At 54.1% G+C, this 15,178-nt stretch carries 14 protein-coding genes; 9 read left to right on the top strand and 5 right to left on the bottom strand.

Annotated features, from left to right (window positions below; all coding sequences use genetic code 11):
- The first annotated feature begins 80 nt into the window (after positions 1-80).
- Complete coding sequence (locus tag C813_RS42560) at positions 81-1,151, top strand: patatin-like phospholipase family protein (protein WP_017457837.1); 1,071 nt, start codon at positions 81-83, stop codon at positions 1,149-1,151.
- On the top strand, positions 1,148-1,930 hold the full coding sequence (locus C813_RS42555; RefSeq protein ID WP_017457838.1) for a metal-dependent hydrolase: 783 nt from the start codon (positions 1,148-1,150) through the stop codon (positions 1,928-1,930). Before C813_RS42560 ends, C813_RS42555 begins: the two co-directional genes overlap by 4 nt.
- Here C813_RS42555 and C813_RS42550 read toward each other — a convergent pair.
- Entirely contained in the window at positions 1,919-2,782 is an 864-nt protein-coding gene (locus C813_RS42550; RefSeq protein WP_017457839.1) for a YjjW family glycine radical enzyme activase, read from the bottom strand. The genes C813_RS42555 and C813_RS42550 overlap by 12 nt on opposite strands.
- A complete protein-coding gene (locus C813_RS42545) occupies positions 2,754-4,304 on the bottom strand; it encodes a YjjI family glycine radical enzyme (protein WP_017457840.1) in 1,551 nt (516 codons plus the stop codon). Before C813_RS42545 ends, C813_RS42550 begins: the two co-directional genes overlap by 29 nt.
- A gap of 254 nt (positions 4,305-4,558) precedes the next feature.
- Here C813_RS42545 and deoC point away from each other — a divergent pair, with 254 nt between their 5' ends.
- The 4 genes from deoC (at position 4,559) to deoD (ending at position 8,792) form a co-directional block, all read left to right on the top strand.
- Positions 4,559-5,338, top strand: coding sequence for a deoxyribose-phosphate aldolase (deoC, locus tag C813_RS42540; protein ID WP_017457841.1), 780 nt, complete (start codon positions 4,559-4,561; stop codon positions 5,336-5,338).
- 73 nt (positions 5,339-5,411) lie between these two features.
- The gene (deoA, locus tag C813_RS42535) at positions 5,412-6,734 is read left to right on the top strand and encodes a thymidine phosphorylase (RefSeq protein ID WP_017457842.1); all 1,323 of its coding nucleotides are present in this window, start codon (positions 5,412-5,414) and stop codon (positions 6,732-6,734) included.
- 51 nt (positions 6,735-6,785) lie between these two features.
- Positions 6,786-8,009 (top strand): phosphopentomutase, encoded by a 1,224-nt coding sequence (gene deoB / locus C813_RS42530; RefSeq protein WP_017457843.1) that lies wholly within the window; start codon positions 6,786-6,788, stop codon positions 8,007-8,009.
- Positions 8,010-8,072: 63 nt separating this feature from the next.
- Entirely contained in the window at positions 8,073-8,792 is a 720-nt protein-coding gene (gene deoD / locus C813_RS42525) for a purine-nucleoside phosphorylase (protein WP_017457844.1), read from the top strand.
- An 89-nt stretch (positions 8,793-8,881) separates the two neighbouring features.
- Here deoD and lplA read toward each other — a convergent pair whose 3' ends face one another.
- Together lplA and C813_RS42515 are read right to left on the bottom strand one after the other, a co-directional pair.
- Positions 8,882-9,898: a lipoate--protein ligase LplA gene (lplA, locus tag C813_RS42520; RefSeq protein ID WP_017457845.1), complete on the bottom strand. Its 1,017-nt coding sequence runs from the start codon at positions 9,896-9,898 to the stop codon at positions 8,882-8,884.
- Positions 9,899-9,947: 49 nt separating this feature from the next.
- On the bottom strand, positions 9,948-10,592 hold the full coding sequence (locus tag C813_RS42515; protein ID WP_017457846.1) for a YtjB family periplasmic protein: 645 nt from the start codon (positions 10,590-10,592) through the stop codon (positions 9,948-9,950).
- Positions 10,593-10,710: 118 nt separating this feature from the next.
- On the opposite strand from C813_RS42515, the gene serB reads away from it, so the two are divergent.
- Genes serB through nadR form a run of 3 tightly spaced genes read left to right on the top strand, consistent with a single transcriptional unit; the run spans position 10,711 to position 14,329 of the window.
- Complete coding sequence (serB, locus tag C813_RS42510) at positions 10,711-11,682, top strand: phosphoserine phosphatase (protein ID WP_017457847.1); 972 nt, start codon at positions 10,711-10,713, stop codon at positions 11,680-11,682.
- An 8-nt stretch (positions 11,683-11,690) separates the two neighbouring features.
- Entirely contained in the window at positions 11,691-13,073 is a 1,383-nt protein-coding gene (radA, locus tag C813_RS42505; protein ID WP_017457848.1) for a DNA repair protein RadA, read from the top strand.
- Positions 13,074-13,102: 29 nt separating this feature from the next.
- Positions 13,103-14,329, top strand: coding sequence for a multifunctional transcriptional regulator/nicotinamide-nucleotide adenylyltransferase/ribosylnicotinamide kinase NadR (nadR, locus tag C813_RS42500; RefSeq protein ID WP_017457849.1), 1,227 nt, complete (start codon positions 13,103-13,105; stop codon positions 14,327-14,329).
- A 47-nt stretch (positions 14,330-14,376) separates the two neighbouring features.
- On the opposite strand, the gene C813_RS42495 is transcribed toward nadR, so the two are convergent.
- A complete protein-coding gene (locus tag C813_RS42495) occupies positions 14,377-14,871 on the bottom strand; it encodes a response regulator transcription factor (protein ID WP_017457850.1) in 495 nt (164 codons plus the stop codon).
- Positions 14,872-15,178: the final 307 nt, after the last annotated feature.

The raw sequence follows: 15,178 nt of genomic DNA, 5'->3' as shown, positions 1-15,178 counted from the left end.
CTTGTGACTGGCTTTGCTGTTTCGGCTGCGGGAAAAGTGCGCTACTTTGAGATATTCAGCGCATCAATAAGGAAAGCAGAGTGGGCCAGCATATTCCCGTTACGCTCGGCAACATCGCGCCGCTAGCGTTAAAACCCTTTCGCCCGGGCAGGCTTGCGCTCGTATGCGAGGGCGGTGGACAGCGAGGTATTTTTACCGCTGGCGTTCTGGACGAGTTCATGCGTGCGGAATTTAATCCTTTCGATCTCTATTTCGGCAGCTCTGCCGGTGCGCAAAACCTTTCTGCTTATGTCTGCAACCAACCTGGCTACGCGCGCAAAGTGATAATGCGCTACACCACGTCGCGGGAATTTTTCAATCCGGTGCGCTTTGTGCGCGGCGGCAACCTTATCGATCTCGACTGGCTGGTCGAATCGACCTCAAGCCAGATGCCGCTGGCAATGGACTACGCCGCGCGGGCTTTCGAGGCGGGCAAAGCGTTTTATATGTGCGCCTGTCGGCAGGATGATTACTCGGCGGCTTATTTTTCCCCTACGCATCAGACATGGCTCGATTTGATCCGTGCTTCCAGTGCGATCCCCGGCTTTTATCGTCCGGGCGTGATGCTTGATGGCATTAATTATCTCGACGGCGGTGTCAGTGATGCCATTCCGGTGCAGGAGGCGGCAAAACGCGGTGCGAACACGATTGTGGTGATCCGTACCGTACCGTCACAAATGTACTACACGCCCCAGTGGTTCAAACGAATGGAACGCTGGCTGGGAGAGAGCAGCTTGCAATCCTTAATCAATCTGGTGCAGCACCATGAGAAAAGTTACATGGCAATCCAACGCTTTATCGAAGCGCCGCCGGGTAAACTGCGTATTTTTGAAATCTATCCGCCGAAGTTGTTGAACAGCATGGCGCTGGGTAGCCGTTTACCGGCGCTACGCGAGGATTATAAAATCGGGCGTTTGTGCGGGCGCTATTTCCTGGCGACGGTGGGCAAATTGCTGGCGGAAACCCCGCCGCTGGTGCGCCACTCACCGGTTATCGCGCCTGCGACGCGTGTTGTTCCACCGGCTGCGGTGGCCAACGACGCGCTGGATACGCCGCTGGTCAGCGTCGAGCAGGCTAACGATTTACCCATCAACAAAGAGGATACGGCGTGAGTTTCCGCTTTATCGATACCCACTGTCATTTCGATTTCCCGCCGTTTTCCGGCGATGAGGCGGCGAGTATCGCCCGAGCGGGCGACGCTGGTGTGGAGCGCATTATTGTTCCGGCGATTGCCGCGCGTTATTTTGATCGCGTTTGCTACTTAGCACGCCAGCATACCGCGCTGTATGCCGCGCTGGGGCTACACCCGATTGTGATTGAAGAGCACAGCGAGGAAAGCCTGCAACGGCTTGAGCAGATGCTCGCGGTAAAGCCCGAGAAAGTGGTGGCGATAGGGGAAATTGGCCTCGATCTTTACCGCGACGATCCGCAGTTTGAGCGTCAACAGCAGGTGTTAGATGCGCAACTAAAATTGGCAAAACGCTTTGAGCTGCCGGTGATCCTCCATTCACGCCGCACGCATGACAAACTGGCGATGCATTTAAAAAAACATGATTTACCCCGCCGTGGCGTGGTGCATGGTTTTGCCGGCAGTCTGCAACAAGCGCAGCGCTTTGTTGAACTGGGTTATTGCATCGGTGTGGGCGGCACCATTACCTACCCGCGCGCCAGTAAAACCCGTGACGTAATGGCGCAGTTGCCGCTTTCTGCATTACTGCTGGAAACGGATGCGCCGGACATGCCGCTCAATGGTTTTCAGGGCCAGCCCAATCGGCCAGAGCGTGCCGCGCAGGTGTTCGATACGTTGTGCGAGTTACGCCGCGAAGCGCCGGATGTCATCGCACACGCACTGCTGGAAAACACGCAGCGGCTCTTTGCGTTACAGATATAGCGCCGGGCGCAGCACGGTTTTCACACCGCGCTCCAGTAGCGCCTGCGCCAGCGGTTCCACATCCTCCGGCGTGGCGCTGCGCCAGGTCTGCGCTTCTCCATATACACCATGGGCATGAAAAGCGTTTAGGCGCACTGGCACCTCGCCGAGTTGATAAATAAAAGCGGCCAGCGCATCGATATGCGCCAGATAGTCGCTCTGTCCCGGGATCACCAGCAGGCGCAACTCCGCTAATTTCTTCTCTGCCGTCAGTAGCTGCAGGCTGGTTTTCACCTGCACGTTATCCCGTCCGGTGAGAAAACGGTGCCGCGCATTGCCCCAGGCTTTGAGATCGATCATCGCGCCGTCGCAGACCGGCAACAGCTTGCGCCAGCCGGTTTCACTGAGCAGGCCGTTACTGTCCACCAGACAATTCAAATGGCGCAGTTGCGCATCATGGCGCAATGCGCAGAACAATGCATGCAAAAAGGGCAGTTGCAGCGTCGCTTCGCCGCCGCTGACAGTGATGCCTTCAATAAATAGCGCCACTTTGCGGATCTGCGCCATAACCTGTTCAACCGTCATTCTCTGCGCCATCGGCGTGGCGTGCTGCGGGCACATGCGCAGGCAAGTGTCGCACTGCTCGCAACGTGCAGCGTTCCATTGCACTTGTCCTCCATTGAAGGAGAGCGCGTGTTGTGGGCAACCCGCTACACAGTCGCCGCAGTGGTTGCAGCGACCGATAGTCGACGGGTTATGGCAATTTTTACAGCGCATATTGCAGCCCTGTAAAAACAGGGCCAGTCGGCTGCCTGGCCCGTCCACGCAGGAGAACGGGAGGATTTTACTGACGAAAGCGCATCTGCTGTTCATGGCTGACCACGCGGGGTTGTCGTTCCAGAATATGCGTGTTACGCGCCGCCTCTTCACCCAGCCAGGTGGTATTGATGCGTGAGCCTTCAGCACGGAATTTCTTGAGATCCGACAGGCGCACCATATAACCGGTGACGCGAACCAGATCATTACCGGCTACGTTAGCGGTGAATTCGCGCATACCAGCTTTAAACGCGCCAAGGCAGAGCTGGACAACCGCTTGTGGGTTGCGTTTCACCGTTTCATCGAGGGTCAAAATATCGCTGATCCCGGCTTGATACCACGCATGATGCGGTGCGACGGCGAGCAGATGGGTAATGGGATCCGGCTCGTCGCCATAAGGTAGCCGCGCGCCTGGTGTGGTATCGGTGTCGGAGCTGATGCCCGATTGCGCATGGAGCATGGCCCGCTGCCGCCAGCCGTGTTTTACCGGCGTGTTTGCCACAAAGCTCGCCAGTTGTTCACTGATGCGGTAACCAAGCGCGTTGGCCTGCTCATCGTTGCCGTAGCGCCCGGCAATACCGGCTTTTTCGCACAGCGTATTGACGGCTTCGGCCAAACCATACATACCAAACATGGGCACAAAACGGTCAGCAGAAATCAGCCCTTCCTGCACCAGGAAGCTATGCTCAAAGAAACCGGATTGTTGATACAGAAAATCGCAGCGGGCATCGATAATCGCTATTTGCTGCTGGCAATAGTGCGGTAACTGATGGGTGAAAAAGTCCTCCAGAGACGCGCTGCGTTCAGCGATCACTTTCAGATTGAGGCGTACCAGCGTACTGCCGCCACCGCCCAGCGGCAGAGAGTTGTAACAACTCACAATGCCGTAGCCGCCTTTTGTGAAAATATTATCATGCACCGGACCGTTGGCGATGTGCGGTTTGCTGCACTCGCAGATATTACGCGCCACCTCCAGTAGCAGGTTGTCTGGCGTAATATCCGGGTCATAGATAAAAGTTAAGTTTGGCGAAACCTGCTTGAGTTCTGCATCCGCACGCAAAATGGCACGCGTGATGGGAGTATCGAATGGGCCAATATTGGCATGCATAAAGGCGTCTGGCAGCGTTCTGTCGAGGTAGCGCCAGAAACGTTTTATGCGGATATCGATCTCCTGTTGTGTTAGAATTCTAACATATGGTTGTAGCAGGGCATCAAGCTGGCCGAGGTAGACAGGCATTGATGTCACTGATGGAACATGGTGGTAGAGGATCGTCAGCAACGAGAGAGCATCATCGAGATCTTTTGCTCCTTCCAGCTCCAGCCAGGCGGAACCGTTAGCAAGAAATTTAGCGTAATCCGGCAGCACATAACGCGGTTTGTAGGGGGCGTTGCCTTCAAACATATCGCAGATGGCGCCCTCATCAAGTGCTGCGCGTGCCGCTTGCGGCAACACCGGATAGGGCAGGGCGTTTTCCGCTTCCAGCGCCAGGAAGTGGCGCTTTTGTTCCGGTGTGAGCGTTGGGCTGGTAACAATTTGCTGGCAGTGTGACAGCAATGAAGGATCAACAGACGGAGACATCATCGTTCCTCTTCTTTCCTTGAGTGATGGCGTTGAGTGTACGGAGCCTGTTGTTTGGCGCTTTTGATCCCGTCCCCTGTCAGCGCAATCATTACTGATGTGAATTTAAAAGTTTGATCAATGTCCCATTATGGTTTTGCAAACGTGCATTTGGTTTTCATTAACTGTGATGGGTGTAGAAGTGTGAATATGGGTTGATGTTAAAATACTAACAAGCCCGAACAGAAAACCGGCATTACGCCGTCGGAGAGAATATGAGTGATTTAACGGCAAGCAGCCTGCGTGCGCTGAAACTGATGGACCTGACCACCCTGAACGATGATGACACCAACGAGAAAGTCATCGCCCTGTGTCATCAGGCAAAAACCCCGGTGGGCAACACCGCCGCCATCTGTATCTACCCGCGTTTTATCCCGATTGCGCGCAAAACCCTGAACGCGCAAGGTACGCCGGATGTGCGTATCGCAACCGTGACCAACTTCCCGCATGGTAACGATGATATCGACATCGCGCTGGCAGAAACGCGCGCTGCTATTGCTTACGGCGCGGATGAAGTTGATGTGGTGTTCCCGTACCGCGCGCTGATCGCCGGTAACGAGCAGGTGGGTTTTGAACTGGTGAAAGCCTGTAAAGAGGCTTGCGCGGCGGCGAACGTGCTGCTGAAAGTGATCATCGAAACCGGTGAACTGAAAACAGAAGCGCTGATCCGTAAAGCGTCTGAAATCGCTATTAAAGCTGGTGCAGATTTCATTAAAACGTCGACCGGTAAAGTGCCGGTAAACGCGACCCCGGAAAGCGCACGAATCATGCTGGAAGTGATTCGCGATATGGGCGTTGATAAAACCGTTGGTTTCAAACCGGCAGGTGGCGTACGTAGCGCGGAAGATGCGCAGCAGTATCTCGCTATTGCCGACGACTTGTTTGGCGCCGATTGGGCCGATGCCCGTCATTACCGTTTTGGTGCCTCCAGCCTGCTGGCAAGCCTGCTGAAAGCGTTGGGTCACGGCGACGGTAAGAGCGCAAGCAGCTATTAATTTGTCATTGCCGGGTAACGTATTGTTACCCGGCCTCAATGGATTTTCCGGCTTTATTCCTCAGGGGGTTACCTTGTTTCTCGCTCAAGAAATTATTCGAAAAAAACGCGATGGTCTCGCGCTGAGTGATGAAGAAATCCGTTTCTTTATCAACGGAATACGCGATAACACCGTCTCTGAAGGGCAGATTGCTGCTCTGGCAATGACCATTTTCTTCCACGACATGACCATGCCGGAGCGTGTTTCGCTAACTATGGCGATGCGGGATTCAGGCACCGTTCTGGACTGGAAACCGCTCGATCTTAATGGCCCGGTAGTGGATAAACACTCGACCGGCGGCGTGGGCGATGTTACCTCGTTGATGCTCGGCCCGATGGTGGCGGCCTGCGGCGGCTATATTCCGATGATTTCCGGGCGCGGCCTTGGTCATACTGGCGGCACGCTCGACAAACTGGAAGCGATCCCGGGGTTTGATATTTTCCCGGAAGATAACCGTTTTCGCGAGATTATTAAGGATGTCGGTGTGGCGATTATCGGCCAGACCAATTCGCTGGCACCGGCGGATAAACGTTTCTACGCCACCCGCGATATCACCGCGACGGTGGACTCTATTCCGTTAATCACCGCTTCTATCCTCGCCAAAAAACTGGCCGAGGGGCTTGATGCGCTGGTGATGGACGTCAAAGTGGGCAGCGGCGCATTTATGCCGACTTACGCCCTGTCTGAACAACTGGCGGAAGCGATTGTTGGCGTTGCCAACGGCGCTGGCGTGCGGACTACCGCACTGTTGACCGATATGAATCAGGTGCTGGCTTCCAGCGCGGGCAACGCGGTGGAAGTGCGCGAAGCGGTGCAGTTCCTGACCGGTGAATACCGTAATCCGCGCCTGTTTGATGTCACCATGGCGCTGTGCGTGGAGATGCTGATCTCCGGCAAACTGGCGAAAGATGAAGCCGACGCGCGGGCGAAGCTGCAAGCGGTGCTGGATAACGGTAAAGCGGCCGAGGTGTTTGGTCGTATGGTCGCGGCGCAAAAAGGGCCGCGCGATTTCGTGGAAAACTACGCCAAATACCTGCCTACCGCGACGCTCAGCAAAGCGGTATATGCCGACGATGAAGGATTTATCACGGCGATGGATACGCGCGCGCTGGGCATGGCGGTGGTGTCGATGGGCGGCGGTCGTCGCCAGGCGTCGGACACTATTGATTACAGCGTCGGCTTTACCGATATGGTGCGTCTGGGCGAACGCGTTGATGGTCAGCGCCCGCTGGCGGTTATCCACGCTAAAGACGAAGCCAGCTGGCAAGAGGCTGCGCAGGCGGTGAAAGCGGCTATTTCGATGGGCGACAGCGCACCAAAAGAGACACCGACGGTCTATCGCCGCATTACTGAATAGCGGTATACTGATCTGATCGCTTTTTTACAAAGCACAAGGTACGGAGAACATATGAAACGTGCATTTATTATGGTGCTGGACTCTTTCGGCATCGGCGCGACCGAAGACGCGGAGCGCTTTGGCGACGTGGGTTCCGATACCCTCGGTCACATCGCTGAAGTTTGTGCGAAAGGTGAAGCCGATACCGGCCGCAAAGGCCCGCTGAATTTACCCAATCTGACCCGTCTGGGTCTGGCGAAGGCGCACGAAGGCGCAACAGGTTTTATTCCTGCCGGGATGGACGCCAACGCGGAAATTACCGGTGCTTACGCATGGGCGCATGAACTCTCTTCCGGGAAAGATACGCCGTCAGGCCACTGGGAAATCGCCGGTGTGCCGGTGCTGTTCGACTGGGGTTACTTTAGCGACACCGAGAATAGCTTCCCGCAGGAACTGCTGGATAAGCTGGTGAAACGCGCCAACCTGCCGGGTTATCTTGGCAATTGCCACTCGTCCGGTACGGTGATCCTGGACCAGCTCGGCGAAGAGCACATGAAAACCGGTAAGCCGATTTTCTACACCTCTGCCGACTCGGTGTTCCAGATTGCCTGCCACGAAGAGACTTTTGGTCTGGACAAGCTGTATGAGCTGTGCGAAATCGCGCGTGAAGAGCTGACCGAAGGCGGATATAACATTGGCCGCGTGATTGCGCGCCCGTTTGTTGGCGACAAAGCTGGTAACTTCCAGCGCACCGGTAATCGCCATGATCTGGCCGTGGAACCACCGTCAGCCACCGTGCTGCAAAAACTGGTCGAAGAGAAAGATGGTCACGTGGTTTCGGTCGGTAAAATCGCCGATATCTATGCCAACTGCGGCATCACCAAAAAAGTGAAAGCCACCGGCCTGGATGCGCTGTTTGACGCCACCATCAAAGAGATGAAAGAAGCCGGTGATAAGACAATCGTCTTTACCAACTTCGTCGATTTTGACTCATCATGGGGTCATCGTCGCGATGTGGCCGGTTATGCAGGTGGTCTGGAACTGTTCGATCGCCGTCTGCCAGAGTTGATGGAATTGGTTGGCGAAGACGACATTCTGATCCTTACCGCCGATCACGGCTGCGATCCGACCTGGAAAGGCACTGACCACACCCGCGAGCACATTCCGGTGCTGGTCTACGGCCCGAAAGTGAAACCGGGCTCGCTGGGTCACCGTGACACCTTTGCGGATATTGGTCAGACGATTGCCAGGTATTTCGGCGTCTCTGATATGGAATATGGCAAGGCCATGTTCTGATGATTTTGGGCGGGAGCTTCCCGCCCTTTCTGTTTCAACGACAACGACATAAAGGAATTGACGATGGCTACCCCACATATTAATGCAGAAATGGGCGATTTCGCTGACGTAGTGTTGATGCCGGGCGACCCGCTGCGTGCAAAACATATTGCGGAAACTTTCCTCGAAGACTACCGCGAAGTGAACAACGTGCGCGGCATGCTGGGTTACACCGGTACTTATAAAGGCCGCAAAATTTCTGTTATGGGCCACGGTATGGGTATCCCGTCCTGCTCCATCTACACCAAAGAGTTGATCACCGATTTCGGCGTGAAAAAAATCATTCGTGTCGGCTCCTGCGGCGCGGTACGTATGGACGTGCAACTGCGTGACATCGTTATTGGCATGGGTGCCTGCACCGATTCCAAAGTGAACCGTATGCGTTTCAAAGATCACGATTTCGCGGCGATTGCAGATTTCGACATGGTGCGTAACGCGGTTGATGCGGCAAAAGCGCTGGGCGTAGACGCGCGCGTGGGTAACCTGTTCTCCGCCGATCTGTTCTACTCCCCGGACGGTGAAATGTTCGACGTGATGGAAAAATACGGCATCCTGGGCGTGGAAATGGAAGCGGCGGGCATTTACGGCGTTGCGGCGGAGTTCGGTGCGAAAGCGCTGACTATCTGCACCGTTTCCGACCATATCCGTACGCACGAGCAGACCACTTCCGCTGAGCGTCAAACCACGTTCAACGACATGATCAAAATTGCGCTGGAATCTGTCCTGCTGGGCGATAAAGCGTAAGTACTTTTTCTAAGGGCAGGTTCTCTGCCCTTTATTTTCAATCAACTTAATCACTCAATCGGATAGCTGCATTGATCACTTTGGTCTATTCACCGCACCGCGCTGGTAATCCAGGCGGAAAGTTCGCGAAGCTCTTGTTCCTGTTCCGGAAAATCGACTAAGAGCGCATCACACTCCTGCGCCAGCATATCTGCACGGTAAAGGCAGCCCTGCAAACGTGCGGCCAGCGCTTCTAACGGCGCGGGATTCAGGCTATCGGTAAACACCTGTGTGCGGGTGATGTGGCCTTTTTCCACGTCAAAATGCAGCTCCACACCGCCCCAGGTAAAGCGCTCATCAAGCAGATGGCTGAACGCCGGTGCCTGGCCGAAGTTCCACTCCCAGCTACTCTGGCGGGCGAAGGTTTCGGCGAAATTGGGTAAGTCCGGGGTTTTATCTGGCGAGATAACTTCCGCCGTGACCCGTTCGCCATAGTGAGCAAAGAAGGCTTCGGTGATCGCTTCACAGATTTGCTGATGGGTAATGCCCGGCAGCAGATCCACCAGATTCGCCACGCGCCCGCGCACCGACGTGATTCCTTTGGCTTGCAGCTTTTTCTTGTCCGGATTGAGGTAATTGGCCAGACGGCTAAGATCGGCGTTCAGCAATAACGTGCCATGATGGAAGCCACGATCTTTGGTTTCCCGGTAGGCTGAACCAGACACTTTGCGATCGCCTTCTGCCGTTTTCACCACCAGGTCGTTGCGCCCGGAGGCTTCTGCGGTCACACCCAGGGAATTCAGGGCATTAAGCACAATCGCCGTGGAGATGGTTTTGTCGTACTCCGGCTTTCCCGCCATAAAGGTGAAACAAGTATTGCCGAGGTCATGGAATACCGCGCCGCCACCGCTGCTACGCCTTGCCAGCCGCACGTTATCTTCTTCCATGCGGCGGGTATTGCACTCTTTCCACGGGTTTTGCGCCCGCCCAATTACCACCGTATCCGCGTTGCGCCATAAGAACAGTACGCGTTGCGTGGCGGGCATCTGGCGGAAAATGCACTCTTCCACCGCCAGGTTGAACCAGGGATCGTACGAGTCAGAGATAAGCAGACGAAGCGTCGACATAGCAGATTTCCTTTCTGTAACCTGTAATTTTTACCGGTAGCGGCCAGAGCTACTCTTTCTTTTGTTGCTCTTCTTCTTCCGGGACGGATTTGTTGGCCGTCAGCAAAAACGGCGACTGCTGCCAGCGCGTGCGTTTGCCCTGCAACAGGGTGCGCGTCAGCACGACGCCAATGGCCAGCGACAGCAGCAACATCAGGCGCAGAATATTGGTGGTGTTATCCACCTGCCTGGCTTCTGTCGCCAGCGTGTGCGTATCCAGCGTCAGGCGCAGGTAGCCCAGCGGGCCGCTCTTTCCCTGAATCGGCTCAACAATTTGCTGGTTGAAATAGCCGCCTGCTTTTTTGCCGTCCAGCGCCAGCCGGTCACGCACATCAATACTTTCGCCGGAGCGCGCGATGAGATCGCCTTGCGCATCGTACACCCCGGCATCCAGAATGCGGCTCTCTTCAGTGAGCTGGCGCAGCACGACGTTGATCCGTTTTTCGTCCGGGGTTTCGGTGCGCATCAGCGGCGTGAGATTCAGCGTCACCTGGCGTGCCAGCGTTCTCGCCAGCTCTTCAAACTGCGGATTGCGCTGGCGCTGATGGTTTTGGCTGAACCAGGATGCGCCCTGCATCAGTGCGACCAGCAGTGCCAGACAGATGAGGACGATTACGGCGCGATGCAGCCGAAATTTAAGTTTTGCGCGAGCCATATTCCACCTGTTGAAAATTTGAGGCTTAATGTTGCCAGAAGCGCTGGTTACAAGGTAGCCTCATGCGTTATTTTCCCCTCCGATGCTTTCTGGCGCGAACGTTTTTACAGGAGCTTTAATGCCTAACAGTTTGACCTGGTGCGATCTGCCCGATGATGTTTCTCAGTGGCCGGGATTGCCGCTCTCTTTAAGTGGCGATGAGGTAATGCCTCTCGACTATCACGCTGGTCGCAGTGGCTGGCTGCTGTACGCGCGTAATCTGGATAAGCAACGTCTGACGACCTATCAGCGTAAATTGGGTGCGGCAATGGTGATTGTTGCCGCGTGGAGCGTTGACGATTATCAGGTTCTTCGCCTGGCGGGTTCGTTGACGCCGCGCGCGACGCGCCTGGCGCACGACGAAGGTATGGATGTCGCCCCGCTGGGGAAAATCCCGCATCTGCGCTCGCCAGGGCTGCTGGTGATGGATATGGACTCCACCGCCATTCAAATCGAATGTATTGATGAGATCGCTAAGCTTGCTGGCACCGGCGAAATGGTGGCGGAAGTGACCGAACGTGCAATGCGCGGCGAGCTCGATTTTGCCGCCAGCCTGCGCAGCCGCGTGGCGACGCTGAAAGGCGCTGATGCCAATATTTTGCTGCAGGTGCGGGAAAAACTGCCGTTAATGCCGGGGCTGGTGCAACTGGTGTTGAAGCTGGAAACATTAGGCTGGAAAGTGGCTATCGCCTCGGGCGGCTTTACTTTCTTTGCCGATTACCTGCGCGACAAGTTGCACTTGACGGCGGCGGTCGCCAACGAACTTGAGATCATGGACGGTAAATTCACCGGCCAGGTGTTGGGCGATATTGTTGATGCGCAGTTCAAAGCCAACACGCTGAAGCAATTGGCTGAAAAATATGAAATCGCGCCGGAGCAAACAGTAGCTATTGGCGATGGCGCGAACGATTTGCCGATGATCAAAGCAGCTGGGCTCGGCATTGCGTTTCATGCCAAACCCAAAGTGAATGAGAAGGCGGAAGTCACCATTCGCCACGCCGATCTGATGGGCGTATTTTGTATTCTTTCCGGCAGTATTAATAAGAAGTAGAGGTTATTGTGGCGAAAGCTCCTAAACGCGCGTTTGTCTGTAATGAATGCGGTGCGGATTACCCGCGCTGGCAGGGGCAGTGCAGCGCCTGTCACGCATGGAACACCATTACGGAAGTGCGCGTTGCCGCTTCGCCCACCGTGGCGCGTAATGAGCGTCTTTCCGGTTATGCGGGTAGCGCTGGTGTATCAAAAGTGCAGAAGCTGGCGGATATCAGCCTCGAAGAGCTGCCGCGTTTTTCCACTGGTTTTAAAGAGTTTGATCGCGTGCTCGGCGGCGGTGTTGTGCCCGGTAGCGCGATTCTGATTGGCGGCAACCCCGGTGCGGGGAAATCCACGTTGTTGTTGCAGACGCTGTGTAAGCTCGCCGAGCAGATGAAAACGTTGTATGTCACCGGCGAAGAGTCATTGCAGCAGGTGGCGATGCGCGCGCATCGTCTCGGGCTGCCGACCGGCAACCTCAATATGCTGTCGGAAACCAGCATCGAGCAAATCTGTATGATCGCCGAAGAGGAACAGCCGAAGTTGATGGTGATCGACTCGATTCAGGTGATGCACATGGCTGATATTCAGTCGTCACCCGGCAGCGTGGCGCAGGTGCGTGAAACAGCGGCTTATCTGACGCGCTTTGCGAAAACGCGTGGCGTGGCGATTGTGATGGTCGGCCACGTCACCAAAGACGGCTCGCTGGCCGGACCGAAGGTGCTCGAACACTGTATTGACTGCTCGGTGTTGCTTGATGGCGACGCGGATTCGCGTTTTCGCACCTTGCGCAGCCATAAAAACCGTTTCGGCGCGGTCAATGAACTCGGCGTGTTCGCCATGACCGAGCAGGGGCTGCGTGAAGTCAGCAATCCGTCGGCGATTTTCTTAAGCCGCGGCGATGAAGTGACCTCCGGCAGTTCGGTGATGGTGGTATGGGAAGGGACGCGTCCGCTGCTAGTCGAAATTCAGGCGCTGGTCGATCACTCAATGATGTCCAATCCGCGCCGTGTGGCGGTGGGGCTGGAGCAAAACCGCCTGGCAATTTTACTGGCTGTGCTGCATCGCCACGGCGGCTTGCAGATGGCGGATCAGGATGTGTTCGTCAATGTGGTTGGCGGGGTCAAAGTGACCGAAACCAGCGCCGATTTGGCGCTATTGCTGGCAATGGTCTCCAGCCTGCGCGATCGCCCGTTACCGCAGGATTTAGTGGTGTTTGGCGAAGTCGGGCTGGCGGGGGAAATTCGCCCGGTGCCCAGCGGCCAGGAGCGCATTTCAGAGGCCGCGAAGCATGGCTTCCGCCGCGCGATTGTCCCGTCGGCAAATGTGCCGAAAAAAGTGCCAGAAGGGATGCAAATATTTGGCGTGAAGAAGCTCGCGGATGCGCTAAACGTCTTTGACGACTTATAATTGGCTAATCTTTTTTGCAGGAGGCAACAATGTCGTCATTCGACTACTTAAAAACCGCGATTCGCCAGAAAGGCTGCACGTTACAGCAGGTGGCCGATGCCAGCGGTATGACCAAAGGCTATTTGAGCCAGCTGCTGAATGCCAAAATTAAGAGCCCCAGTGCGCAAAAACTGGAGGCGCTGCACCGCTTTCTCGATCTTGAGTTTCCCCGCCGGCAGAAAAGCATTGGCGTGGTTTTCGGCAAGTTTTACCCGCTGCACACCGGCCATATCTACTTGATCCAGCGCGCCTGCAGCCAGGTGGATGAGCTGCATATCATCCTTGGTTATGACGAAACGCGCGATCGTGAGCTGTTCGAAGACAGCGCGATGTCCCAACAGCCGACAGTGAGCGACCGTTTGCGTTGGCTGCTGCAGACTTTTAAGTACCAAAAAAATATTCGTATTCATGCCTTTAACGAAGAGGGCATGGAACCGTATCCGCACGGTTGGGATGTCTGGAGTAAAGGCATCAAAGCGTTTATGACCGAAAAAGGCATCACGCCAAACTGGATTTACACCTCCGAAGAGGCCGATGCGCCGCAGTATCGGCAACATCTGGGCATTGAAGCGGTGCTGGTCGATCCAAAGCGCACCTTTATGAATATCAGCGGTTCGCAAATCCGCGAGAACCCGTTCCGTTACTGGGATTATATTCCGACGGAGGTAAAACCCTTTTTTGTGCGCACAGTGGCGATTTTGGGGGGAGAATCCAGTGGTAAGTCGACGCTGGTTAATAAACTAGCCAATATTTTCAATACCACCAGCGCATGGGAATATGGTCGCGATTACGTCTTTTCTCATCTTGGCGGTGACGAAATCGCGCTGCAATATTCTGACTATGACAAAATCGCCCTCGGGCATGCGCAGTACATCGATTTTGCCGTCAAATACGCCAATAAAGTGGCGTTTATCGATACGGATTTTGTCACCACGCAGGCGTTCTGCAAAAAATATGAAGGTCGCGAACATCCTTTCGTTCAGGCATTGATTGATGAATATCGTTTTGATTTGGTGATCCTGCTGGAAAATAATACGCCGTGGGTGAATGATGGTCTGAGAAGTCTCGGCAGTTCAGTCGATCGCAAGGAATTTCAGGATCTATTAGTATCAATGCTGCGGGAAAATAATATCGAGTATGTGCGTGTTGAAGCCGCAGATTATGACTCGCGATTTTTACAGTGCGTCGACCTGGTAAAACAGTTAATGGGGCCGTAGGCCTGAATAACAGGCCGGTCTGGTATATTCCACGGCCTGTATTTCGGTTAGTTTGCCGGTTGATTACGAAAATTTTCCCAACGGTTATGCACCTGTGTCAGCGCGGCGATTGACGGCTGATTCACCTTTCTCAACATATTATATTTGTGTGTACTGACCGTTTTGATATCCAGCCCGCTATGGGTTAACATGCTTTTCTTTTTCCCCGCGCTAATGATATGACTAAGCAGCATTCTCTCTTTTCTCGTTAGCGCTATTCTGCACTCCTGGCCTTGCTTATTTCGCCACGATTTATATTTTAATGTGCGATATATTTCTGTTAATTTCGTGTCTTTCTTAATTTTTAAGAATGAATGCAATAAGTAACATTCAAACGCATTGTCGTTTTTTATTATTCTGTTTAGTGTCGTTAATGTTGTGATGATAATAAAGTTATTATCAAAATCTAAAATAACGTCGTTATTATCCAGTGTTATTTCTTTTTGCTTAATAAATGTCTGTAATCCGTTTTTAAGAAAAACATCTTCCGTAATGATATGCATTAATTATAACCATACGTTCATTTATTAACTGAGGTAATGAGTATCATGTTAGCGTCTGGTCTTTGCGTTAAGCAATCCAGGGACAAAAAGGCGAATGCTAAAAGCATTGGTCTATGAAAATGAGATTTCTGGATGTTTATTCTGTGGTGTGGGTTTTATTCGGAATTTTAGTTTTAGATTATTTCTGCAATGAATGCATCTGTCTCTGGATCGCGGCGAAGATAGTATGAAAACAAAAAAACTTATTTATGTACTTATTGCAGAGGAATTCACTGAGCGTTTGGGTGTGAAGCGAATGGGTTTCCCC

This window comes from Kosakonia sacchari SP1, assembly GCF_000300455.3.
Classification (GTDB): Bacteria; Pseudomonadota; Gammaproteobacteria; order Enterobacterales; family Enterobacteriaceae; genus Kosakonia; species Kosakonia sacchari.
The sequence above is the reverse complement of the archived record's forward strand: the minus strand, read 5'-3'. Positions and strand labels throughout refer to the sequence as shown.

Coding starts and splice junctions, on each gene's coding strand:
- C813_RS42550 (WP_017457839.1), bottom strand. CDS start 2,782: ATGAACAGCAGATGCGCTTTCGTCAGTAAAATCCTCCCGTTCTCCTGC.
- C813_RS42495 (WP_017457850.1), bottom strand. CDS start 14,871: ATGCATATCATTACGGAAGATGTTTTTCTTAAAAACGGATTACAGACA.
- deoD (WP_017457844.1), top strand. CDS start 8,073: ATGGCTACCCCACATATTAATGCAGAAATGGGCGATTTCGCTGACGTA.
- C813_RS42545 (WP_017457840.1), bottom strand. CDS start 4,304: ATGTCTCCGTCTGTTGATCCTTCATTGCTGTCACACTGCCAGCAAATT.
- C813_RS42515 (WP_017457846.1), bottom strand. CDS start 10,592: ATGGCTCGCGCAAAACTTAAATTTCGGCTGCATCGCGCCGTAATCGTC.
- deoC (WP_017457841.1), top strand. CDS start 4,559: ATGAGTGATTTAACGGCAAGCAGCCTGCGTGCGCTGAAACTGATGGAC.
- lplA (WP_017457845.1), bottom strand. CDS start 9,898: ATGTCGACGCTTCGTCTGCTTATCTCTGACTCGTACGATCCCTGGTTC.
- nadR (WP_017457849.1), top strand. CDS start 13,103: ATGTCGTCATTCGACTACTTAAAAACCGCGATTCGCCAGAAAGGCTGC.
- serB (WP_017457847.1), top strand. CDS start 10,711: ATGCCTAACAGTTTGACCTGGTGCGATCTGCCCGATGATGTTTCTCAG.
- deoB (WP_017457843.1), top strand. CDS start 6,786: ATGAAACGTGCATTTATTATGGTGCTGGACTCTTTCGGCATCGGCGCG.